We start from the raw sequence: 22323 nt of genomic DNA, 5'->3' as shown, positions 1-22323 counted from the left end.
TGGTTATAGTCGTGGCGGCAGGTCGGCACGTTCGACCAGGCGGGCCATTTGCACGCGGCCCATGGAAAGCTTGTCCGCGGCGCTGGAAAGATGCGCTTTCGCGGTGCGTTCGGAAATGAACATGCGCTGCGCTATCTCCGCGTTCGTATAGCCTTCGGCGGCAAGCAGCACCGCTTCGCGTTCGCGTTCGGGCAGCGCGTCCAGCATGGCGCGTGCTTCATCGCGTCGCGATTGCGGCTGCTGCGCGTTGAGATCGCCGATGAGCTGACGTTGGCTTGACGGATTGAACTGTGGTCGCCCCTCGCATACGCCGATGATGCGGTGGATGATGTCTTCCGGCGCATCCGTTTTCGATACGAACCCTTCAACGCCTGCTTCGACCGCGCGTTGCACGGTGTTGCCGGGGCTTAGCGAAGTCAGGATCATCACATGAGGCGGGTGGGGGAGCGCCCGTAGCAGTCTTGTCGCTTCAACGCCGTCCACTTCCGGCATGGCGATATCCATCAGCACCACATCCGGCCGTTCGTTCGCTGCCGCGGTCACGGCATCCTGCGCATTCGTGGATGTCGATGATACGGTGATGCGCCTTGAAGAATAATCGGTGAGAATCAGACGCATCGCCTGACAGATCATTGGATCGTCATCGACGATGCTGACGGTTATCGGTGTGGTTCTCTCTTGCGGCACTCGATTCATTCTAGCTGTTCGCCGTCGGTTTTGGCGTATCCGTTCCGTTGAAGGCGTTCAGCCATGGCAGTCTCACATCAAGATGGAATGTCTGCCGGTCATCGAAGCCGTATCGGCATATGCCTTGAAGACGCTGCACACGTTCGGCGACGCCTTTGAGGCCGCTGCCGCCGGTATGATGATTGCGCTGTTCGGCCGTATTTTCGGTGTGAGACGTATCATTACCGCGCGCAGCATTGCCGGTGTTCTCGGCTGCGGCATCGTCGTTTGACAGGGCCACGGGATGAATGCGCATTTCGTGCGATACGCAAGGATTGCTGATATGAATATGCACTCCATGTGCGGGCGTCGCATCGACCTGCAATGATACGGGCGCGTCCTGCGCATGGCGTCGCGCATTGGTCAGCCCTTCCTGAATGCTGCGATATGCGACTTTGCCGACATGTTCGTTGAGGGCGCTTAATTGCTGAATATCAATCCACGTGTCAATACGCATGCCGGCGGCGCGCGCGTCGCCGATCAACGCATCCAATGAATCCCGCGTCAGCGACGTCCCGTCGGACGGCGCCAATTGCACACGCGCCTGTTCCGGATGACGCAGCATATCGATGATGCTGTGCGCCTCATCCAATGCACCCGCCGCCTGCTGGCGAATATCGCGCGCAGTCGTCGCAATCGATTGCGCATTATCATGCAATGCCTGCGCATCGGCGGCGTCATCATCAGTGGAGGCAGCCAATTTCGATGCTTCCGCCTGCAAGGCGCTCGCATTCAACGCCAGCAATGACAGCGAATGGGCCAACGTATCATGCGCTTCTGCGGCAATCGCATCAGCCAACTGCTGATTATTCAGATCATCCTGCATTTTCGTCGCCTGATCGACGGCGGCGTCGGCTTTGGCATTGGCTGTGCGCAAAGTCGCGCGCGAACGAATATGCAAACCGAGCAGCACGGCGATCAGCGACATCGCCAATGATGTGATTATCGCGGTGATTACAATGGTCGGCTCTCCCGCCATCATCGTCAAAGACGGTTCGCCCTGTCCGCCTGTATTAGGGACGGCGAAAATCGCATGCCATAGCGATGCTCCGGCAGGCTGCAGCGCGTCGCGAATCTGGGAAAGCAGCGTGGTCGCGGTGCCGATGACGATGACTGCCGGCGTCATGTTCCTTCCTGTGCGCCTTGCCAGCAGCGAAGTCATCGCCATCAACACCAGCAACGAATCAAACGGGAACAGTATGGTGAGCGACACCGAAGCCAAAAACATCGCCAGCGGATACTCATTACGGCGAAGCAGCAGCAAACCCGACAGTATTGCCACGAATGTGCCGAACACCATCCATATGTACTGGTATGAGGTGTGATCCGTTATGGTCTGCGCGCGAAACGACAGCTGCGCCAGCGACATGAAACTGGCGCACGGCACCATAAGAAGCGTGCACCAACGTCGTGTCGTCACCGGCACTTCCACAACACCGGATGGCGGCGTCTCGCCGGACTTGGGCATACGGGATTCGTCAACATTCATACATCCCATTATTGTCGCCGCCGCTCTTGCCGCCATTGTTCGACGGGGCGGAATCATTGCGACGAGTCTGCCCGATTGGGCAAACAGGCATGGCCGTTCGTCCACTGTCGGCACGAGAACGTTTTTCATACAGTCGAAGCAGGGCGCTGCACCGGCCAAACCGCGCGCGCCAGGCATGTCCCGAACGATGCCCTGAACAGGTGCATGCAATTGACTATGGAGAAAGAAGAACATCATGACCATGCCAAACAATATGAATAACGGAGAGACACCGCAGCAGCCCCTGCAACCGGCGCAGAATCCGGCGATGATGCAGGCTCCAGCCCAGATTTCCGCGTCGAAGCCGACGCGCACCACGGTATGTGGCATTCTCGGCGTCGTATTCGGCGCGCTCGCATTACTGCTGAGCTTCATTCCGATCATCAACAATTTCGCCGCCATTCTGGGATTCATCGGTGTCATCCTCGCCGTTATCGCCATTATCGGCACCTTCCGCGGCAAAAAGCATGGCAAGGCGCTCGCCGTCGTGGCGGCGGTGCTGTCGGTGCTGTCCATTGTGATCACGCTGGCGATGCAGCAGGCCACGGTCGACGCCATCGACGAGGCAGTGAACGGCAATGCGGTCAGCCAGCAGGATGACGGCACCAGCACTGATACGCAGGATGGCGGTGCTTCTTCCGATGCCTCTTCCTCTGACGCTTCTACGGACGCCTCCACGGACGCCGCCGGTGTGCAGGATATGGAAGGCGATCTCGAAAACACGCATGTCGCCATCGTATCCGCGGCTCGCAGCGACAACGATTACGAAGGCAATCCCACCGTTCTGGTGACGTACACGTGGACGAACAATTCCGATCAGAACACGTCGTTCTTCGCCGTGCTCGACGAATCGGTGTTCCAGAACGGGCAGCAGTTGGATACGGCGGTCTATTCCAGCAATCCCGCCGGTTATGATGTGAATTCGTCGCTGGCTGAATTACAGCCAGGCGCCACGGGGACAGTGACCATCGGCTACGTGTTGAAGGATGATTCGCCGGTTGATGTGGAAGTGACGGCGTTGATTTCATTCGATGACGCGAAAGTGAGCCACACCTTCACCCTGTGACGAATAGTGTGACGTGCATCGTGATGTGTGATATGCGATAACGCGATCGCAGATGCAATCAGTTCAAGGCGGATAAGAAGGCGGCCTGACAGGTGATTGAAACACCTGCCAGGCCGCCTTCTTATTGCAGCTATCCTCGTGAATTATGCCGCCGTTCGATTCGCCTGCATTATTCGCGGTTGCCAAGCAGCTGCAGCAGATACAGGAACATGTTGACGAAGTCGAGATACAGGTTCAATGCGCAGATGATCGAAACCTTCTTGATCATGTCAGGGCCTGCGGAGGCATACTGCTGGAAGGTGGCGCGCGTGAACTGCGCGTCGTGAATCGTCATGCCGGCGAACAGGATCAGGCCAAGTGCGGAAATCATCATCAGCGACGTATCGCCGGGGAAGAAGATCATCAGAATGACCTGCGCGATGATCAGCACGATCAGACCGATCATAAGAATCGGGCCGGCCTTGAGCATGTCGATTTTCGTGGTCATGCCGAACATGGTCAGTGCGAAGAAGAAGCCTGCGCACAAGGCCAGCGCGATGCCGACCGTACCCAGATCGTAGGCAATGAAAATCGTGCTCAACGTCACACCCATCAACGCCGCATACACGTAGAACATCAGGCGTGCGGTGCCGACGCTGATCTTGTGAATGCGGGCGCTCAGCATGACGGCCAGCACGATCTGGATGATGGCCAGGCCCCACACGCCGAGGATGCCGGTGGTCTGCAGGAACGTGATGTATAGGCCGCTGACCTGCGTCGCGATCGCCACGACGGCGGTCAGCAGCAGGCCGAGCGTCATTTCGCCGTATGCTTTGGTGACTGATACACGTTGGGCCTTCTCATAGGCGTAGGCGGCCTGCGCGTCGATAACCGGTGCGGCCGTGGCGTAGCCGTACTGGCCGGCCTGCTGGAACTGGCCGTACGGCTGCTGCGCATTGTACTGGTATGGATTGTTGCTGAAGCCATTGCCGGGGCCGTTGTTGCCCTGGGGCTGTTGACCGAATGTCATGATTGCTCCTTATCGTCCGGCGGGCCGGTTCGTTATTCCATCGTATTCGATGGAAGCTGGTAAACGGTTGAAAGAACCTGGTTTCTATGCTGTAGGCGTCATATCGTCACGGCGTTGACGCCTTGCAGGGCACGGTCAGTTGTCGGCCTTCGGCGCTTCACCGACCTGTGGCGCCCCATTGATGTCGCGGTGGATGTTCTGCATCTGCGTTTCGATGTTCTGCAGGGAGCGCGCGCAGTCGAGCAGCGTCTGCGAATGTTCGGCGAGCTTGCTGTCGGGCAGATCCGTCTTATAGCGCAGCGCATGTTCCAAGCTCGCCCAATAATCCATGGCGATGGTGCGGAACTGCACTTCGACCGGCGTGTAATGCGCTCCGGAAGACAGGAACACCGGAACCGCATAGATCACATGCAGCGAACGGTAGCCGTTCTGCTTGGGATTCTTGATGTAGTCCTTGACGCGCAGCACTTGGATGTCGTTTTGCGCGGACAGGTAATTCGATACGGAATACACGTCATCGCGATAGTTGCAGATGACACGAATGCCGGCGACATCGAACAGATTGTCGCGTACGGAGCTGATTTCCATCGGCAGGCCCTTGCGTTCCAATTTGCCGAGAATCGATTTGATGGACTTCAGTCGACGCTCCATATGATGAATCGGATTATGAGAGAAGCGCACTTGGAATTCCGCGTCGAGAATTTCCAATTTGGTGCTGATTTCGTACATAGCACCTTCATATACCTGCATCAGATCGATGAATTCCGCGATCTGATCGGCAGGGAACCGGTGTCCGTCTTCGGTGAAGCCACTCAGTCGTGCCGAAAAGTCAGCGGCGTTGATGCGGCTTTGTCTCTCAAGTATCACGGTACACATCTTAGCCAAAGCTTTTCTGAAATGCTGTGAATATGCTGGAAAGCATGTGGCGTTCGTGTGGATGGCTCTTGGTGGGGATCGCGAACAATGACGTCGGGCGTCTGTACCGCCCCTGCCGTTAGCATGGAACGCATGAACGAAGACATGATGACCGAGGACGAACGCGCCTCGAAACTGGGTGAACACGTTGCGGGAGCCGCCCCGTCGCGCGGCAAAGGCGTGTACCATATCCATACGCTCGGCTGTCAGATGAACGTGCACGATTCCGAACGAATCGCGGGCGTATTGGAAGAGGACGGCTATGTTCCCGCCACCGAAGAGCAGGTGGAGAACAAGGACATCGATCTGATCGTCATGAACACGTGCGCGGTGCGCGAAAACGCCGCCGAACGCATGTACGGCACCATCGGCCTGTGGGCGGAGATGAAGCGCAGCAATCCGAATCTGCAGATCGCGGTCGGCGGTTGCATGGCGCAGCTGGATCGCGAGAAGATCGCGAAGAAAGCGCCGTGGGTCGACGCCGTGTTCGGCACGAAGAACATCGGCTCACTGCCGCATCTGCTTGATCAGGCCCGTTTGGAAGGCCATGCGCAGGTCGAAGTCAAGGAGGAGCTGGACTGTTTCCCGAGCCAGCTTCCCGCCGTGCGTGCCTCCAAAGTTTCTGCATGGGTGGCGATTTCCGTTGGCTGCAACAACACCTGCACCTTCTGCATCGTGCCGACCACGCGTGGCAAGGAACATGACCGCCGCCCGGGCGATATTTTGGCTGAAGTACAGCGCTGCGTGGACGAGGGGGCCAAGGAAATCACGCTGCTTGGCCAGAATGTGAACTCCTTCGGCTACGGCATCGGCGACCGCTTCGCCTTCTCCAAGCTGCTGCGCGCCTGCGGTGACATCGAAGGCCTGGAACGTGTGCGTTTCACCTCGCCGCATCCGGCTGCCTTCACCGACGACGTCATCGCCGCGATGGCCGAAACGTCGAACGTCATGCATCAGCTGCATTTCCCGCTGCAATCCGGCTCCGATCGTATCCTGCGCGCCATGCGACGCTCGTACCGTTCCGCGAAGTTCATGGATATCCTGCATAAGATCCGTGCAGCCATGCCGGACGCGCAGATCTCCACCGACATCATCGTCGGCTTCCCGGGAGAAACCGAAGAGGACTTCCAGGAAACCCTGCGCATTGTGGAGGAAGCCCGTTTCGCCTCCGCCTTCACTTTCATCTATTCGCCGCGCCCTGGCACCCCGGCCGCGACCATGGAACAGGTGCCGCACGAGGTGGCTCAGGACCGTCTGGAACGTCTGGTCGCCTTGCAGGAGCGCATCACCGAGGAAAACCTCAAGACCTTCGAAGGCCGCGACGTGGAAGTGATGATCACCGGTTCCCAAGGCCGCAAGGACGCCGCAACGCATCGTTACACCGGCCGTGAAAAGACCGGCACGCTTGTGCATGTCGGCGTGCCGGAAGACTATCCGGCACCGCGGATCGGCGATTTCGTCACGGCAACCGTCACCCATGCCGGCCGTCATAATCTGATCGCCGACCCTGATCCGAAGAACGGGCAGACCTATGCAATCCGCCAGTGACATGCAGCCTTCGGCATCGCGCACGCAGCCCGCGTCGCGCGTGCCACGTGTCGTCAGCATCGTCGGACCCACCGCATCGGGCAAAACCGGACTCGGCATTGCCGTCGCGCAAGCACTGGCAAAGCGAGGCGAACACGCCGAAATCATCAACGCCGACGCCTACCAGATGTACCGCGGCATGGATATCGGCACCGCGAAAGCCAGCGCCGAAGAACGGGCCGCCGTGCCGCATCATCTGATTGACGTCATCGACCCGGGCGAAACCATGTCGGTGGCCCGATTCCAGGAGATGGCGCGCGAATGCATCCACGACCTGCAATCGCGCGGCATCCGTCCGATTCTGGTCGGTGGATCAGGCCTGTACGCGCGTGCGGCCATCGACGATATATCCTTCCCCGGCACCGATCCTGAAGTGCGTTCGCGACTGGAAGAACGTGAACGCACGGAAGGCGCGGGCGCGCTGTTCGACGAGTTGAAGGCGAAGGATCCCGAAGCGGCCTCCCGCATGGATCCACGTAATCCGCGCCGCACCATTCGCGCGCTTGAAGTCATCGAAGTGACCGGACGGCCGTATTCGGCAAGCCTGCCGCGATACCGGTATGTGATTCCGTGCGTGCAGATCGGCCTTGACCTGCCACGCGAGGAATTGGACTGTCGTATCGATATTCGCACACGCCGCATGATGGATGAAGGATTCGTCGAGGAAGTCGAACGCATCCGCCCGCAGCTCGGCACCACGGCCGCACGCGCGCTGGGATATCAGCAGATCATCGACTATTTGGACGGCTTGCGCGACATGGATGAAACCTGCGCCGACATCGCGCAGAAAACGAAGCGTCTTGCCCGCAAGCAGATGGGATGGTTCGGTCGCGATCCGCGCATCCACTGGCTGCAGGCTCTTAATCCGAAGCTGCTCGACAATGCGATGGCCATCATCGAACACGCGGATGCCGGCGACTACGATGCCATCGATGCCCAAGCCGACGCATACGTGCAGCATCATCTGGGCGATATCGCTCAATAAAAAACGGGCGTGTACCATGTTGCCGGGCCAGCATCGAGACCGCCCGGCAACATTGCGAATCAGTGCGCTGGTCCCTGATTCCAACCGGCAATCAGAAACACGCGTGTAGGATTCGCCGGGCGCACGATAGAGGCGAACAGACGTTCAAAGCCGCCAGCGTCCCCGCGGTATGCCGCACGCTTCGCCTCTTTGTAGCCGTTACGCGTAACCTCACCCCAATCAAGATCCCAACCGGCATCATGCGCAAGGCGGGAGGCGAACATGCGCAGCGTCATCGCATTGCCGCCACGGAACGGATGCAAATAGCCAAGCTCGTCGTACACCGTGGCAAGCGAACGCACGAAATCATCGCGATCCATACAACGCAGATTACGCTTGTCGGCCAGCTCCATAGCGATATTATGGGCGCCCGTTTCAATCAGGGAAGCGGGGAAGAAGGCTTCCGGATTATGTGCGCGCTGCTTATCGTCTGTGGCCTGCCGTGTCGTATTCGACGTGCGCAGCCGCCCCGCGTCGGCGAACGCGCCATCGAACAGGCCCTTATGAATCGCGATCAACTCATCCAAATCGCCCGACACATGCCAACGGCGCTCCGCCAACAGTACGGTTCTGGCGAACACGCTCGACGCATACAACGTCGCATGGTCGTCCAGACTGCCATCGGCAAGCTTCGCGACGGAAGCGGTCAAGCGCGCGACCTCGCTGTCGGCCGTCTCAATCAAAGCGGATACATCAATATCGCCATGCTCGTACTGTGTCGCGGCAAGCATCGTCGCTTCGCCCGGCAGCATCGCTTCCAATGCGCAGTTTTTCAAAGCGAATGCGACTGCGCTCGCACGTTCGGCTGGAGTCATGGTCCTATCGTAGCCATTGTTCACGCCTTTGCATGGTATGACGTGTCCGTTCCTGCCTACGGATTGCCGGCGGAAGGTGAAAATAGCGCAACCCGATTGAAAATGACGTCGGTCGGGTAGAATTTAAGCCGTTATGGCACAAACAAGATCGTCACGAAACACGAAATCATCAAATACTGGTGGGACGGGCCGTTCAACGTCGTCTCGCGCGTCGAAAGCGGGCGCGGAAACGCCGGTACGACCGTATGAATCATGGGTGAAAAAGGTGCTGCTGGCTGTGCCGCGCGCATTGGGCAGCGCAGTACGCTCAACCACGGGATCAGGCCAGTATGATCCCGCATATCGTCGTGACGGCTTGTGTTTCATCATGCTGGTATGCGCGGTGTTCTTCTGCGCGTCGGAATGGTTTCGCGTCAACGGCGCCATCGGTGTGTTCCTGCACGGACTTGCTTCGGGTCTGCTGGGTGTGATGAGCGTCGTCCTTCCAGCGCTGTTGGGCATTGTCGCCATTCGGCTGATGCGCAACTCCGGCAAGGAATCCGGCAATCCGGGCGTGGTGTCCGGCTGGTTTCTTCTGCTGTGGTCGGTGTGTTCGATTATCGACATCGTCGTCGCATCGGATATGCAGGGCTTTGATATTGCCGTATTGCAGAAAGCGGGAGGACTACTGGGATTCGTTCTCGGTTCGCCGCTTGCATGGGGACTTTCCGAAGCGTTCGCGATTGTGATTTTCGTCGTCGTCGCGCTATTTGCCCTGTTGCTGATTACACGCACGCATGTGACCGAACTTCCTGACCGTTTGCGTGCGGTACAGGATCGTTTTGGTATTGTGCGCGCCGATTCGGACGATAATACGACGTCGGCCGATACGGATGACGAGACCGTGCAATTCCCGAATGAGGTGCGCGTGGGCGACGCCACATTGGCGTTCGCCGAGGGCGTGCCGTCGCATGACGGTTCCGAGCCTGCTCAGGAGCGAGCAAGCGAGCCGCGTAAGCCGGGTCTGTTGCGTCGCCTGTTTGCAAAACGTCTTCGTGGGCGCGAAGATGCACCGGATTCCTCTCTGGATAAGTATGCGGGAGATGACCCGTTCACAAATGCGGCACACCGGGACGGCGACGCTGCCGAAACATCACTGGTGGATGCTCCGACGCCGGGCGGGCGTGTTGTGTCGTCGGCTTCGTACGTCGCGCCGGGTGCGACGACTGGAGAAAGCACGGATTCCGGCACTGTGATGATGCCGGCCGGTGGACGGCCGGTTGCTGAAGCCCCAGTACCTTCCGAAGCGCTTGGCGACGATCCTTGGGGAGCTATCGCGGAAAACGGGATGATCGACGATGCCGCGGCGATGGTCGTCGATCCGGCCACAGGCGAGATTCTCGACGATATGCCCGGCGCGCCCACTGCCGTTGCATCCGCATCCTCTCCGACCGACGGCGCGCCCGCTTCTATTCCGCAGGTTGAAGCGCCATACCAGTTGCCTGATCTGAATATGCTGGCCAAGGGCGCGCCGCATGCGGCGCGCACACCAGCCAACGACAACGTCATCCGCGCATTGACCTCGACCTTCCAACAGTTCAACGTGGACGCGAAAGTCATCGGCTTCCTGCGCGGGCCTTCCGTCACGCAGTATGAGGTGGAATTGGGGCCGGGCGTCAAAGTCGAAAAGGTCACGAATCTCCAGAAGAACATCGCCTATGCGGTGGCCAGCTCCGACGTGCGTATTCTGAGCCCTATTCCAGGTAAATCGGCCATCGGCATTGAAATTCCGAACGTGGATCGCGAAATCGTGCATCTGGGCGATGTATTGCGTTCCGAAAAGGCGATGAACGATCCCAATCCGATGCTGGCTGGCATCGGCAAGGATGTAGAAGGAAAAATCGTCACCGCCGACCTGACGAAAATGCCGCATCTGCTGGTGGCGGGCGCCACCGGCTCGGGTAAGTCAAGCTTCGTCAACTCCATGCTGACCTCAATCATCATGCGCGCCACCCCGGAACAGGTGCGTATGATCATGGTTGATCCCAAGCGAGTGGAATTGTCGGCATACGCGGGCATCCCGCATCTGCTGACGCCTATTATCACCGATCCGAAAAAGGCCGCGCAGGCCCTTGAATGGGTCGTCAAGGAAATGGACGCTCGATACAGCGATCTTGAATTCTTCGGATTCCGTCATGTCAAGGATTTCAACGAAGCCGTACGCGCCGGCAAAGTGCATGCGCCCGCCGGGTCGAATCGTAAGATCGCGCCGTATCCGTATCTGTTGGTCGTCGTCGACGAAATGGCCGACCTGATGATGGTCGCCAAAAACGATGTCGAAAGTTCCATCCAACGCATCACCCAGCTGGCGCGTGCTGCAGGCGTACATTTGGTGTTGGCCACGCAGCGTCCATCCGTCGACGTGGTCACAGGCCTGATTAAGGCGAATATTCCATCCCGACTTGCTTTCGCGACATCATCGGCCACCGATTCGCGCGTCATCCTCGACACCACCGGCGCCGAAACGTTGATCGGCCAAGGCGACGCGCTGTTCCTTCCGATGGGGCAAGCCAAGCCGATTCGCGTGCAAGGCGCGTGGGTGAACGAATCCGAAATCCGCAAAGCCGTCGAATACGTGCGCACCCAACGCAAGCCGCATTACCGCGAAGATATCGAACAAATGGCCAAAGAGGCGGAAAAGCGGGCGATTGAGCCGGACGAAGACATCGGCGGTGATATGGATGTGCTGCTGCAGGCCGCCGAACTGGTGGTCACCACGCAATTCGGTTCCACGTCGATGCTGCAGCGCAAACTGCGCGTGGGCTTCGCCAAGGCGGGGCGTCTGATGGACCTGCTGGAATCGCGCGGTGTCGTAGGTCCGTCTGAAGGATCCAAGGCGCGTGAAGTGCTGGTTCAGCCGCAGGATTTGCCGCAGGTGCTGGCCTTCATCCGTGGTGAGACCAGCTCGCTGACATCGTCGGCAGAATCCGGCGAAGAGGGCTGAAACGCATGATCTGAAATGGTTCAAGACCGTCGTCGTCCATGTTCGTAACGGCGGTCTCATGCTTTTTGTAGGGATTTGACACTTCAAGGTAGGGTTATCGAGGTAACGTGAACGGTATGGAAAAGCAAACAGAACGTAAATCCTCCCTGCTCGATGGCTGGAATGCGCCGCCGAATCTCGTCACGTATTCTCGCATCGTGCTTGTCGTGATTTTCCTTGGCCTGTATATCGCGGCGGGTCCGTGGGGCGCAGGTTCGCCCGAAGACCCGGACTTCAGCAGGCTTCCGCTGCGTTGGGCCGCTGCCATCATCTTCATCATCGCCGCGGCCACCGATAAGGTCGACGGCTGGATGGCGCGTAAATACAATCAGGTCACCGAAATGGGCAAGCTGATGGATCCGATCGCTGACAAGCTGCTGATCTGCGGCACGCTTGTCGTGGCGGCCGCATTCAACGAATTCGGCAACGTTATCGTCGGCTGGGTCGTGACCGCGCTGTTCCTGATTCGTGAAATCGGTATCACCGTGATGCGTTTCTTCGTCATCGATACCGGCGGTAAGGTGATTGCCGCATCCCAGGCAGGCAAGTACAAGACCTTGACGCAGTGCATCGGTCTGGCTGGACTGCTGCTGCCGGTGTGGTCCTTCGATATTCGTCAGGCCACCCCGCTGTGGATGACCGGCTACTATGCGCTGGTCTACATTCTGATCTATGCGGCATTGGTGCTGTGCCTGTATTCCGGAGCGGAATATCTGATTGGCGTATTCGGCGGCCGTCATGGCGCAAAGGCCGGTCGTAAAGGCTGAAAGGCATACGGCATACATGGAATCCGAACGGATGATGACGGCCGAAGCCATGCGCGCGCGATGCGACGCGTTGGCTTCGGCCTTTCTTGACCTGTGTGTACGTCGCGATTGGAAGATCGCCTGCGCGGAATCCCTGACCGGAGGTCTGCTGGCGGATGCGTTCATTCGTATTCCCGGAGCCTCGCGCGTTATGCTCGGTTCCGCCGTCACCTATGACATCGCGGCTAAGGCTTCGGTGCTGGGCGTGGATGCGGATCTGCTGGCGCGTGAAGGCGCCGTGCATCCCGAAGTGGCTCGTCAGATGGCGGCCGGCGCCGCACGGCTGTATGCGCAGCCGGAATACGGCGGCAGAATAGTGGGATTGTCCACCACGGGCGTCGCCGGTCCTGGCCCTGACGGCGACAAGCCTGCAGGATTGGTCTATGTCGGTGTATGTTGGCCCGGCGATGAAACGGCTGGGCAAAAGCCTTGCGTGGAAGCACATGAGCTGCATCTTCACGGCGACCGAGAGCGTGTCCGCTTGGGGACGGTATTGCACGTTTTGCAAATCATAAGCGTATTGTGAGCTGTTTCACAGGAATAATTCCCCCGGACCGGTGTTGACCTAGGTAGGAAATGCAAGACAACAGTGCAGAGCACGGTTCGATGAGGAGATATCCGAATGGACATGATGACGCTTACCAAGGAACAGACCGAACTGCAGCAGAAGATGGCGGGCGCCTCGCGTCCTGCATCTGCACGTATGCGTGAGTTGACACCGGCTCAGAGGCGTGCGGTGATGTTCGCACAGCAGCAGGTGCTGCGCGCAAGGGCCGCCAAGAAGGCGAAGGACGAACGTCAGGCGACGCTTACCCGCTTGTGGCAGGAGGAGGATTCCGATGCGGCGCCGACCCGCGTTTCCGTGCCTCGTCGAGTCGAAACGGTGACGGAGCAGAAGGATATGTCGCTGCGTGAAGCGATTGGCCGCGTGTTGCGCGACCTGCGCACCCAGGACCACAAGACGCTGCGTGAAGTAAGCGAAAAAGCCGGCGTGTCGCTCGGATATCTGTCTGAAGTCGAACGCGGCCAGAAGGAAGCAAGCTCCGAGTTGCTGTCGTCGATTTCCAAGTCATTGGGATTGAGCACCGCGCAGATGCTGCGTAAGGTCGCCAATTACCTGGACGCGGTCGAAGCATAAGGAAACCTGGGTGCGTGTGTACACTACGGTGTCATGCGTGAACGTGAATTTTGGGAACTGTTGGAAGAGGTGTTCGGCCGTGTATACGGCCGAAGCCTCGCCAGTGATCAGCGATTGGACCGTCTTGAGGGGATGACGGTTGTCGAGGCGTTGGCTGCGGGGGAGGAGCCGCGCGTGATTTGGAATGTGCTGTGCGATCAGATGGATATCCCTGACAGTGAGCGTTGGGGCAGTGACCATGCTGCGCCGCCGATGCCGGTGCGATAACCGCAAAACACGCGAATTCGAACAAATGTTCGTATTGTGAGGTATGGTTGTCCACAACGGAACAACGCATGCCGGTGTGACGTGAATCTTGTGCTTGGGGCAAAAGCCCGTAATATCAAGGTTTTGGCGTCTTCGGCGTGTCGAAATGACGTGTCTTCGACCACAGGGGCCATGTGGGCTTGCCAACAAGACGGGCCGGGCTCTACGGTTGAAAGCAGTCATAGGCAGGCGTTCATCATAAAGGAGTGAAGCATGGCACAGCAAAGCGCTACGGCAAAGGAATCGGCGCAGAAAACCGGCGCACCGGCCATCGATCCTCGTCGACAGGCGGCGTTGGAAACCGCGCTGGCGCAGGTGGAGAAAAGCTTTGGCAAGGGCTCTGCCATGCGCTTGGGGGATAAGCCTGAACAGAATGTGGAGGTGATTCCGACTGGCTCCCTCGCCCTTGATATGGCGTTGGGCATCGGCGGCTTGCCGCGTGGACGCATCGTTGAGGTCTACGGCCCTGAATCCTCCGGTAAAACGACATTGGCATTGCATGTCGTCGCCAACGCGCAGAAGGCCGGCGGCGTGGCCGCATTCATCGATGCGGAACATGCTCTTGATCCGGTATATGCGCGCAAGCTTGGCGTCGATACGGATTCGCTGATCGTTTCCCAGCCCGATAACGGCGAGCAGGCGTTGGAAATCGCGGATATGTTGATTCGCTCCGGCGCTTTGGACGTCATCGTCATCGATTCGGTTGCGGCATTGGTACCGAAAGCGGAAATCGAAGGCGAGATGGGAGACAGCCATGTCGGCCTGCAAGCCCGCCTGATGAGCCAGGCATTGCGTAAGATGACCGGCGCGCTGGCACAGGCGAACACCACGGCCATCTTCATTAACCAACTGCGTGAGAAAATCGGCGTGTTCTTCGGCAACCCCGAGACCACAACCGGCGGCAAGGCGTTGAAGTTCTATGCATCCGTGCGCATGGATATCCGACGCATCCAGACGTTGAAGAATGGCGATGAGGCCGTCGGCAACCGTACCAAGGTGAAGGTCGTCAAGAACAAGATGGCGCCGCCGTTCAAATCCGCGGAATTCGATGTGCTGTACGGCGAAGGCATTTCCCGCGAAGGCTCGGTGCTCGATATGGCGTTGCAGGCCAATGTCGTCAAGAAATCCGGCTCCTGGTTCACCTATGACGGCGATCAACTCGGTCAGGGCCGAGAAAACGTCCGTCAGTTCCTCAAAGACAATCCGGCCATTACCGAAGAATTGGAAAACAAGGTTAAGGCGGCTTTCGGTCTGATTGAGATTCCCGATCAGCTTGCGGAAGGCGGTGAAGACGATCAGTCGACAGATGCACTGACTGCGGACGTGAAAGCTGCCGGCGCGGCTGAACCCACGAAAACCACTCGAGCTTCTGCGAAGGCCTGAACATCATGATTGACGCAGAGAAGTTCATCGAGCGTCATGCACCCGTAATCATGCCTGAAACGGATTGCCACGTGGAAGAAGCCACCTCGCAACAGCGGTTTCTTCCACGCGGCAGATATGCGTCAAGTAATGCTAGAGCGCCACATAATACGGCAGCGTTGTCTGATGATGTGTTGATTGACGGCAACGCATATGCCGGCGACGATGCGCCCAAAGGCTCCGATGATCTTGACGCTTGCCGTGAAGCGGCGTTGAGATTGCTGGACGCCGCAGCCAGACCATCCGGCGCGTTACGCGACCGATTATTGGGCAAAGGTTACGCGCAAGACACTGTCGACGAAGTCATTGAGCGGCTGATTCGAGTGCAGCTAATCGATGACGAAGCATATGCGCAATCTGCGGTTCGCTATTGCTGCGGGCGCTTGATGGGCCGCCGTGCCACAATGATGGAGCTGACGCTCAAGGGGGTGAGCAGAACACTTGCCGAGCGCGCCTGCTTGCAGGCGCAGGAATCGGGAGCTTTCGAAGATGCGGCATGGGAACTAGGCCGCAGAATCGCGCGCAAAACTGTGGGACTAGATCCTCAGGTACGCAGACGTCGCCTCTGGTCCGCTGGCGGGCGAAAAGGCCATGATTCAGACACCATGCGCAGAATCGCACAGTGCGTGCTTGAAGAAAATGAATGAGACCTCCGATACCCCGGGTTCTGTCGTACCGGCAAGCGGTACGGATGGCCATCCATCTCGACCTGGCGTTACCGTCAGGCTCTAGCAGCCTACCCGAAGGCATCGGGCGAGCAGCCCTCAAACGCCTTCTGCTTGGCCTTGCTCCCGATGAGGCTTGCCATGCGGCCTGCTGTTACCAGAGGCCCGGTGGTCTCTTACACCGCCGTTTCACCCTTACCGGCCCGAAGGCCGGCGGTCTGTTCTCTGCTGCGCTATCTCTCAGGTCACCCTGGGCGGACGTTATCCGCCATCGTGCTCTATGGAGCCCGGAAGTTCCTCAATTGCATTGCGAACAATGCGAATCGCGGCCATCTGGAGGTCTCAGAAGACACAGTATACACAAGGCTTGGTCATATGACTCAGTCAATCGTATATGTCTGCCGGATGAAATCAACCGTCACCCGTGTTCCATCGGCAAATGTGGAACGCTGTACCGCAACATTGCCATCAATGAATGCAAAATCCGTCATTTCCAATATGCCGACGCGCTTATGCAGATCACACACCACCCGGCAGCGTGCGATATCCTGCGGCAAATCATGGTGCGCCGCCTCGCCCTGATCGCCGTCAATGCCCGCATACGCGGCATCTCGAGTCACATATGGCGCGCCGCCATTGAGCAGCGCATACAGCATGTAGTCCTCGCCGTCTTCGATGCGATCCATCATCCACGGCTCAATCACGCAATCGTGATATACAAGATTCTGCAGCGGCACCGGTACGCCTTCGCGCGGCGCATGTGGATCGCGCATCTGAAAATCGTATGGCGCATAATGGCAGAACACCAATGACGGCATCGCCCAATCCGACGCTTCCTCCGACGACGTGAGAATGCCTTGCGAAAGCAGCCATTCAAAACAGCGGCCGCGCATTTCATAGCATTCCCTGCGTGTCATGCGATGTTCCGGGGCGAAGCATTCATCTCCCTCATTACAAGTGAACACGTCAAGATACGTGCAATCCAAATCAATATCATGCGCGGCGATTTCACGATAATTGCGCTTCACATAATCCGGCGCCAGCATCGCGCACAAATAGCTTTGTCGGCCGCCGGCCCACAGCGCATGCTGGGGGATGGAACCGTCGGCAAGACGCACGGCATTGCGTCCGTCAAAAGAGGCGGCGCGGAAATGATAGTCGCGATACTGATCGTGAAGGCCGAACATGAAGCCGCAATCATGCGCTGTGTCGGCCAGCGACTTCAAACCGTCCCATCCACCGGCCTCGTTGCAGGCGGGAAGATTGTCCGGATGCTCATTGTCGTAGCCGGGCTCGCCCCAGCCGTCAAGATGCATGAACACATTGTCGACGCCCATATCATGCAGATCGCGCAACTGTTGCGCGCGTTCGGCGAATGTCACGATATGGCGGTTGCGCTCAGGATGCTCGGCGTCATACATACGCGAATCCGGCTGTACGGCGGTTTTCGCGCCGACATGCATCCACATGCGACCGATTAGATTCTTGACGCTTGGATTGCGTGCGGCCTTTTCCTCCAATGTGCGCAGCAGTCCATGCTCAGCCGCCCAGCGACGGTACGTCTTCGCGGCGGAAACGATGTCGGCGTCATCAAGCAGTGTGAAGCGAATGACACGCCGATAATCCATTCTGCCCAACGACGGCTCGAGCCAGACGCCTGCATGCGTGTACGGGCCATGCTCAGGGTGGTCAATGTAATATCCGGCGTTCCACGGCGTTTCGCAGATCGCGACGTATCCGGCCGTGCCGCGCAGCTGCGCAAACCATGGCATATAGCCGCCTTCTGTCTCGAAACGCCCGTCGAAAGGAATATCGGATACGGACACAGGCCAATCATTGGGAATCATCGTGCCCTGGCAGTGTGTGATCAGCGTACGCCAGTCGCTGCGCGCCTCGTCGAAAGACATCGGGCCGGGCCAGCGAACGGCGGCGATGTCAAGGCCGGATTCCTCCAGCGGAATCCATTCGAATACGACATCGCCGGTTGACTTTTCGACGCTGATCGACGTCGCAAAAGCATACGACGCGCCGTTGAAACCGCGGAATGTGGAAATCAAGGAAACTCCGAGACCCGTTTCACGCAATTCATGAGTGACGCTGTCGGCGGCGAACCACGGGAGGCTGCATCCGTCGGCAAGTTCAAGGCAAGGCTTGAAATCGCTCATAGTGCGCCAAATCTCACCGTTTCGCTCCAGAACGACGGCGAATGTTTCCTCGTCGTATTGCACTGTTGTGCTGCCTGCTGTACAACGCATTCGAGTCTCCTTTTGACCGGCGAAAGCCGTCTTTATTCGGTTATGACGATGATGTTTCTGATTTTTTGCGATTTCTTTCGGCGAAAACAGAATATGTCTATTACAATAAAACGTACCCGGTCAGCGAAGAAGCTGGAAGGGACGTACATAGCGGTTTAGCCGCTTGAACATTAGGGAGGTCCACATGGAAATCGTTGTTACTGGACGTCATACGCAGATTAAGCAAAGGTTCCGTGACGTTGTCGAAAGCAAGATGAATCGTGTGACCGCTATCGCCCCGGATGCGCAGCGCGTGCAGATCGTTCTGTCGCATGAGGGCAACCCGCGCCAGGCGGATACCGCCAAGCGCGTGGAGATCACAGTAATCGCAGGCCGTACCGTTGTGCGCGCCGAAGCTTCCAGCACCGACGAGTTCAGCGCGCTGGATATGGCTCTCGACAAGCTGACGCTTCGTCTGCGTCGTACCCGCGATCGCCGTAAGGACCATCGTCGTGGCTACACCAATCCGGTTCCGGTCGACATGGGCGTTGTGGAGCCTGTTGAAGCACAGGAGGAGCCGGTCGTCGAGGAGGAGCCGAACAACAGCCCGCAGGCTGCGGTCGCTTCCGATCTTGGCCCCGGTGAATCGGTTGAAGTCCAGGTCGGTGACACTCCGATCGTCATCCGCCGCAAGCTGCACATCGCAGAGCCGATGAGCATCGATGAGGCGCTGTACGAGATGGAGCTCATCGGACATGATTTCTTCCTGTTCGTCAATAAGGAAACCAACCGTCCGTCCGTCGTCTATCACCGTCACGGCTGGAGCTATGGCGTTTTCGAAATCGATACCCCGGAAAACGTGAAGAAGTGATGGTGGCCAAGGCATAGCCTGGTGAATCCATCATCGTGAAGCGGAGAAGCGGCTTCGCGCCTGTCAGCGCGAAGCCGCTTTGTTTATGCGTATTCATGTGGATCGCATGGTGATCGTGTCCACGCTTTAAAAATTTACGTAATTTGGACGATATTTTTCCGATGTCGACGTGACTGTCCGGTAATCTCTGATATGGCAACACCCGAATCATATTCAAGGGAGTGAATGTGGTAGATATCGTTGACAAAGCCCTACGCATGGGCGAAGGTCACCAGATTAAGAAGCTGGAAAGCGTGGCCAAGGCCGTCAACGCCCTGGAGGACGAGATCTCCTCGATGAGCGATGACGAGCTCAAGGGCCAGACCGGCAAGTTCAAGCAGCGCATCGACAATGGCGAAAGCTTGGATTCTATCATGCCGGAAGCCTTCGCCACGGTTCGTGAAGTGTCCAAGCGCACGCTGGGCCAGCGGCACTTCGACGTGCAGCTTATGGGCGGCGCCGCCTTGCATTGGGGCAACATCGCCGAAATGAAGACCGGTGAAGGCAAGACCTTGGTCGCAACCCTGCCGAGCTATCTGAACGCTCTCGAAGGCAAAGGCGTTCATGTGGTCACCGTCAACGACTACCTGGCAAGCTACCAGAGCGAGCTGATGGGCCGTATCTACCGCTTCCTCGGACTGAACGTCGGATGCATCCTGACCGAGCAGAAGCCGGCCGAACGCCGCAAGCAGTATAACGCCGACATCACCTACGGCACCAACAACGAATTCGGCTTCGACTACCTGCGCGACAATATGGCGTGGGAGAAGTCTGATCTCGTGCAGCGCGGCCATCACTACGCCATCGTCGACGAAGTCGACTCCATCCTGATCGATGAAGCCCGTACCCCGTTGATCATCTCCGGACCCGCCGAAGGCGATGTCACCCGCTGGTACCGTACTTTCGCCAAGCTGGTGCTGAAGCTCACCCGCGAAGAGGACTACGAAGTCGATGAAAAGAAGAAGGTCATCGGCATCCTTGATTCGGGCATCGCCAAGATCGAAGACTTCCTCGGCATCGATAACCTGTACGAGCCGAGCAACACGGCCCTGATCGGCTACCTGAACAACGCCATCAAGGCCAAGGAACTGTTCCTGCGCGATCGCGACTATGTCGTCACCCACGGCGAAGTGCTGATCGTCGACGAACACACCGGCCGCATCCTGCCGGGCCGCCGTTACAACGAAGGCCTGCACCAGGCCATCGAAGCGAAGGAAAACGTCGAGGTCAAGGCCGAGAACCAGACCTTCGCAACCATCACCCTGCAGAACTACTTCCGTATGTACGACAAGCTCGCAGGCATGACCGGTACGGCAGAAACCGAAGCCGCCGAATTCATGGGCACGTACAAGCTCGGTGTGCTGCCGATTCCGACCAACCGTCCGATGGTTCGCGTCGATCAGGACGACCTGATCTTCCGCACCAAGCGCGAAAAGCTCGCCGCGATCGTCAAGGACGTCGCCAAGCGTCACGCCAAGGGCCAGCCGGTTCTGCTCGGTACCGCCTCCGTCGAATCCTCCGAAGTCGTCTCTTCATTGCTTGACGTGGCCAACATTCCTCATCAGGTGCTCAACGCCAAGCAGCACGAGAAGGAAGCCGCCGTCGTCGCCGTGGCTGGTCGTAAGGGCGCCGTCACCGTCGCCACCAACATGGCTGGTCGAGGAACCGATATCATGCTCGGCGGCAACGTCGAATTCCTTGCCGACGCCAAGCTCAAGTCCGAAGGCTATTCTCCGGAAGACACTCCGGAAGAGTACGAGAAGCGTTGGCCGGGCACCTTGGCCGAAATCAAGGAGCAGGTCAAGGACGAGCACGAAGAGGTCGTCAAGCTTGGCGGTCTGTACGTGCTGGGCACCGAACGTCACGAATCCCGCCGTATCGACAACCAGCTGCGCGGTCGTTCCGGCCGTCAGGGCGATCCGGGTGAATCCCGTTTCTACCTGAGCTTGGAAGACGACCTGATGCGTCTGTTCAACACCCAGCTGGTGGCCCGCATCATGGCCAAGGGCATGCCGGAAGGCGAACCGATTGAAGCCAAGAGCGTTTCCAAGGGTGTGCGAACCGCACAGAAATCCGTCGAATCCCGCAACTTCGAAATCCGTAAGAACGTGCTGAAGTACGACGACGTGATGAACAAGCAGCGTACCGTCATCTATGCCGAACGTCAGGCTGTGCTCAAGGGCGAAGACATCCACGAAGACATTCTGCGTTTCATCGACGATACGGTGAAGAGCTACATCCACGGCGCCAACAACAGCTCCGACAAGCCGAAGGATTGGGATTGGGACGGCCTGTTCAAGGCGTTGAAGTCCATCTACCCGATTTCCGTCGAACAGGAAGCAGCCAAGGATGCAGTCTCCTCCCTGAAGGGTGAGAAGGCCGTCGAGGCTCTGGCTGAGCTGATCATCACCGATGCCAAGGAACAGTACGGCGAAATCGAAACGAAGCTGGGCGAAGAAGGCCTGCGTCAGCTCGAACGTCGTGTCGTGCTGGCCGTGCTCGATCGCAAGTGGCGTGAACACCTGTATGAGATGGACTACCTCAAGGATGGCATCGGCCTGCGCGGTATGGGTCAGCGCGATCCGCTGGTTGAATACCAGCGCGAAGGCTACCAGATGTACAACTCCATGATTGAAGCCATCAAGGAAGAGACCATCCAGCTGCTGTTCCACATCGATATCGATCGTGTTGCGCAGACCGAGGATCTCGATACCGAATCCGACGAGGACCAGGCCGTTGAATCCGCTGAAGCTGAAATGGGTCTTGAAGGCCGCATTGAAGCCGATAAGTCTGAAGCAGAGGCCGAAGAGGTCTCTGAAGAGGAGAAGGAAGCCATCGCTGAAGCCGCCAAGGCCTCCGAAGCCGGCGAAGTCACCTCTTCCGTCGTCGGCCCGGCTCCGATCAGCCACGCCGAAGGTAAGGTGCCGACCTCCAAGCGTCCGAAGAGCGAAGAACTTCACTCTCCGTGGGCCGATGGCCGCACCTTCCCGGGTACCGGCAAGAACGCCCAGTGCCCGTGCGGTTCCGGTCGTAAGTACAAGATGTGCCACGGTCAGAACGAAGAAGGCCAGTCTGAGGAAGCCCAGACCGAAGAAGCCTGATAAAGAAGCCTGACAGCTTCGTTGCCGGGAGAAACATCGTCCGGCGCAT

At 58.3% G+C, this 22323-nt stretch carries 18 protein-coding genes and 1 other RNA gene; 12 read left to right on the top strand and 7 right to left on the bottom strand.

The window, feature by feature from the left end; genetic code table 11:
* Window positions 1-3 precede the first annotated feature (3 nt).
* Together AC1AWD_RS05110 and AC1AWD_RS05105 are read right to left on the bottom strand one after the other, a co-directional pair.
* A complete protein-coding gene (locus tag AC1AWD_RS05110) occupies window positions 4-687 on the bottom strand; it encodes a response regulator transcription factor (protein WP_476564232.1) in 684 nt (227 codons plus the stop codon).
* Window positions 688-697: 10 nt separating this feature from the next.
* The gene (locus AC1AWD_RS05105) at window positions 698-2116 is read right to left on the bottom strand and encodes a sensor histidine kinase (protein ID WP_476564612.1); all 1419 of its coding nucleotides are present in this window, start codon (window positions 2114-2116) and stop codon (window positions 698-700) included.
* Between the two features lie 406 nt (window positions 2117-2522).
* Here AC1AWD_RS05105 and AC1AWD_RS05100 point away from each other — a divergent pair, with 406 nt between their 5' ends.
* On the top strand, window positions 2523-3320 hold the full coding sequence (locus tag AC1AWD_RS05100) for a DUF5067 domain-containing protein (RefSeq protein WP_476564611.1): 798 nt from the start codon (window positions 2523-2525) through the stop codon (window positions 3318-3320).
* Window positions 3321-3489: 169 nt separating this feature from the next.
* Here the strand turns inward: AC1AWD_RS05100 and AC1AWD_RS05095 are convergent, their stop codons facing one another.
* Both AC1AWD_RS05095 and AC1AWD_RS05090 read right to left on the bottom strand, forming a co-directional pair.
* The gene (locus AC1AWD_RS05095; RefSeq protein ID WP_476564230.1) at window positions 3490-4329 is read right to left on the bottom strand and encodes a Bax inhibitor-1 family protein; all 840 of its coding nucleotides are present in this window, start codon (window positions 4327-4329) and stop codon (window positions 3490-3492) included.
* Window positions 4330-4464: 135 nt separating this feature from the next.
* Window positions 4465-5205, bottom strand: coding sequence for a GTP pyrophosphokinase (locus tag AC1AWD_RS05090; RefSeq protein WP_476564609.1), 741 nt, complete (start codon window positions 5203-5205; stop codon window positions 4465-4467).
* A gap of 132 nt (window positions 5206-5337) precedes the next feature.
* On the opposite strand from AC1AWD_RS05090, the gene miaB reads away from it, so the two are divergent.
* Entirely contained in the window at window positions 5338-6792 is a 1455-nt protein-coding gene (miaB, locus tag AC1AWD_RS05085; protein WP_476564228.1) for a tRNA (N6-isopentenyl adenosine(37)-C2)-methylthiotransferase MiaB, read from the top strand.
* A 1-nt stretch (window position 6793) separates the two neighbouring features.
* Window positions 6794-7816: a tRNA (adenosine(37)-N6)-dimethylallyltransferase MiaA gene (miaA, locus tag AC1AWD_RS05080; protein ID WP_476564608.1), complete on the top strand. Its 1023-nt coding sequence runs from the start codon at window positions 6794-6796 to the stop codon at window positions 7814-7816.
* A gap of 59 nt (window positions 7817-7875) precedes the next feature.
* Here the strand turns inward: miaA and AC1AWD_RS05075 are convergent, their stop codons facing one another.
* Window positions 7876-8670 (bottom strand): Fic/DOC family protein, encoded by a 795-nt coding sequence (locus AC1AWD_RS05075; RefSeq protein WP_476564227.1) that lies wholly within the window; start codon window positions 8668-8670, stop codon window positions 7876-7878.
* Between the two features lie 133 nt (window positions 8671-8803).
* On the opposite strand from AC1AWD_RS05075, the gene AC1AWD_RS05070 reads away from it, so the two are divergent.
* The 7 genes from AC1AWD_RS05070 (at window position 8804) to AC1AWD_RS05040 (ending at window position 16011) form a co-directional block, all read left to right on the top strand.
* A complete protein-coding gene (locus tag AC1AWD_RS05070) occupies window positions 8804-11653 on the top strand; it encodes an FtsK/SpoIIIE family DNA translocase (protein ID WP_476564225.1) in 2850 nt (949 codons plus the stop codon).
* A 116-nt stretch (window positions 11654-11769) separates the two neighbouring features.
* The gene (gene pgsA / locus AC1AWD_RS05065) at window positions 11770-12459 is read left to right on the top strand and encodes a CDP-diacylglycerol--glycerol-3-phosphate 3-phosphatidyltransferase (protein WP_476564223.1); all 690 of its coding nucleotides are present in this window, start codon (window positions 11770-11772) and stop codon (window positions 12457-12459) included.
* A 49-nt stretch (window positions 12460-12508) separates the two neighbouring features.
* On the top strand, window positions 12509-13024 hold the full coding sequence (locus AC1AWD_RS05060; protein WP_476564607.1) for a CinA family protein: 516 nt from the start codon (window positions 12509-12511) through the stop codon (window positions 13022-13024).
* 96 nt (window positions 13025-13120) lie between these two features.
* Entirely contained in the window at window positions 13121-13636 is a 516-nt protein-coding gene (locus tag AC1AWD_RS05055) for a helix-turn-helix domain-containing protein (protein ID WP_476564221.1), read from the top strand.
* 33 nt (window positions 13637-13669) lie between these two features.
* Entirely contained in the window at window positions 13670-13903 is a 234-nt protein-coding gene (locus tag AC1AWD_RS05050; protein WP_476564219.1) for a DUF3046 domain-containing protein, read from the top strand.
* Between the two features lie 252 nt (window positions 13904-14155).
* A complete protein-coding gene (gene recA, locus AC1AWD_RS05045; RefSeq protein ID WP_476564217.1) occupies window positions 14156-15325 on the top strand; it encodes a recombinase RecA in 1170 nt (389 codons plus the stop codon).
* A gap of 5 nt (window positions 15326-15330) precedes the next feature.
* Entirely contained in the window at window positions 15331-16011 is a 681-nt protein-coding gene (locus tag AC1AWD_RS05040) for a regulatory protein RecX (protein WP_476564215.1), read from the top strand.
* Here the strand turns inward: AC1AWD_RS05040 and rnpB are convergent.
* An RNA gene (rnpB, locus tag AC1AWD_RS05035) (RNase P RNA component class A) lies at window positions 16005-16374 on the bottom strand. The genes AC1AWD_RS05040 and rnpB overlap by 7 nt on opposite strands.
* 35 nt (window positions 16375-16409) lie before the next feature.
* On the bottom strand, window positions 16410-18284 hold the full coding sequence (locus AC1AWD_RS05030) for a DUF5696 domain-containing protein (protein WP_476564213.1): 1875 nt from the start codon (window positions 18282-18284) through the stop codon (window positions 16410-16412).
* Between the two features lie 184 nt (window positions 18285-18468).
* Between AC1AWD_RS05030 and hpf the strand changes: the two genes are divergently transcribed.
* Window positions 18469-19134 (top strand): ribosome hibernation-promoting factor, HPF/YfiA family, encoded by a 666-nt coding sequence (hpf, locus tag AC1AWD_RS05025; RefSeq protein WP_476564211.1) that lies wholly within the window; start codon window positions 18469-18471, stop codon window positions 19132-19134.
* A gap of 227 nt (window positions 19135-19361) precedes the next feature.
* Complete coding sequence (gene secA / locus AC1AWD_RS05020; protein ID WP_476564209.1) at window positions 19362-22274, top strand: preprotein translocase subunit SecA; 2913 nt, start codon at window positions 19362-19364, stop codon at window positions 22272-22274.
* Window positions 22275-22323: the final 49 nt, after the last annotated feature.

This window comes from Bifidobacterium sp. LH_512 (assembly GCF_056356435.1).
The sequence above is the reverse complement of the archived record's forward strand: the minus strand, read 5'-3'. Positions and strand labels throughout refer to the sequence as shown.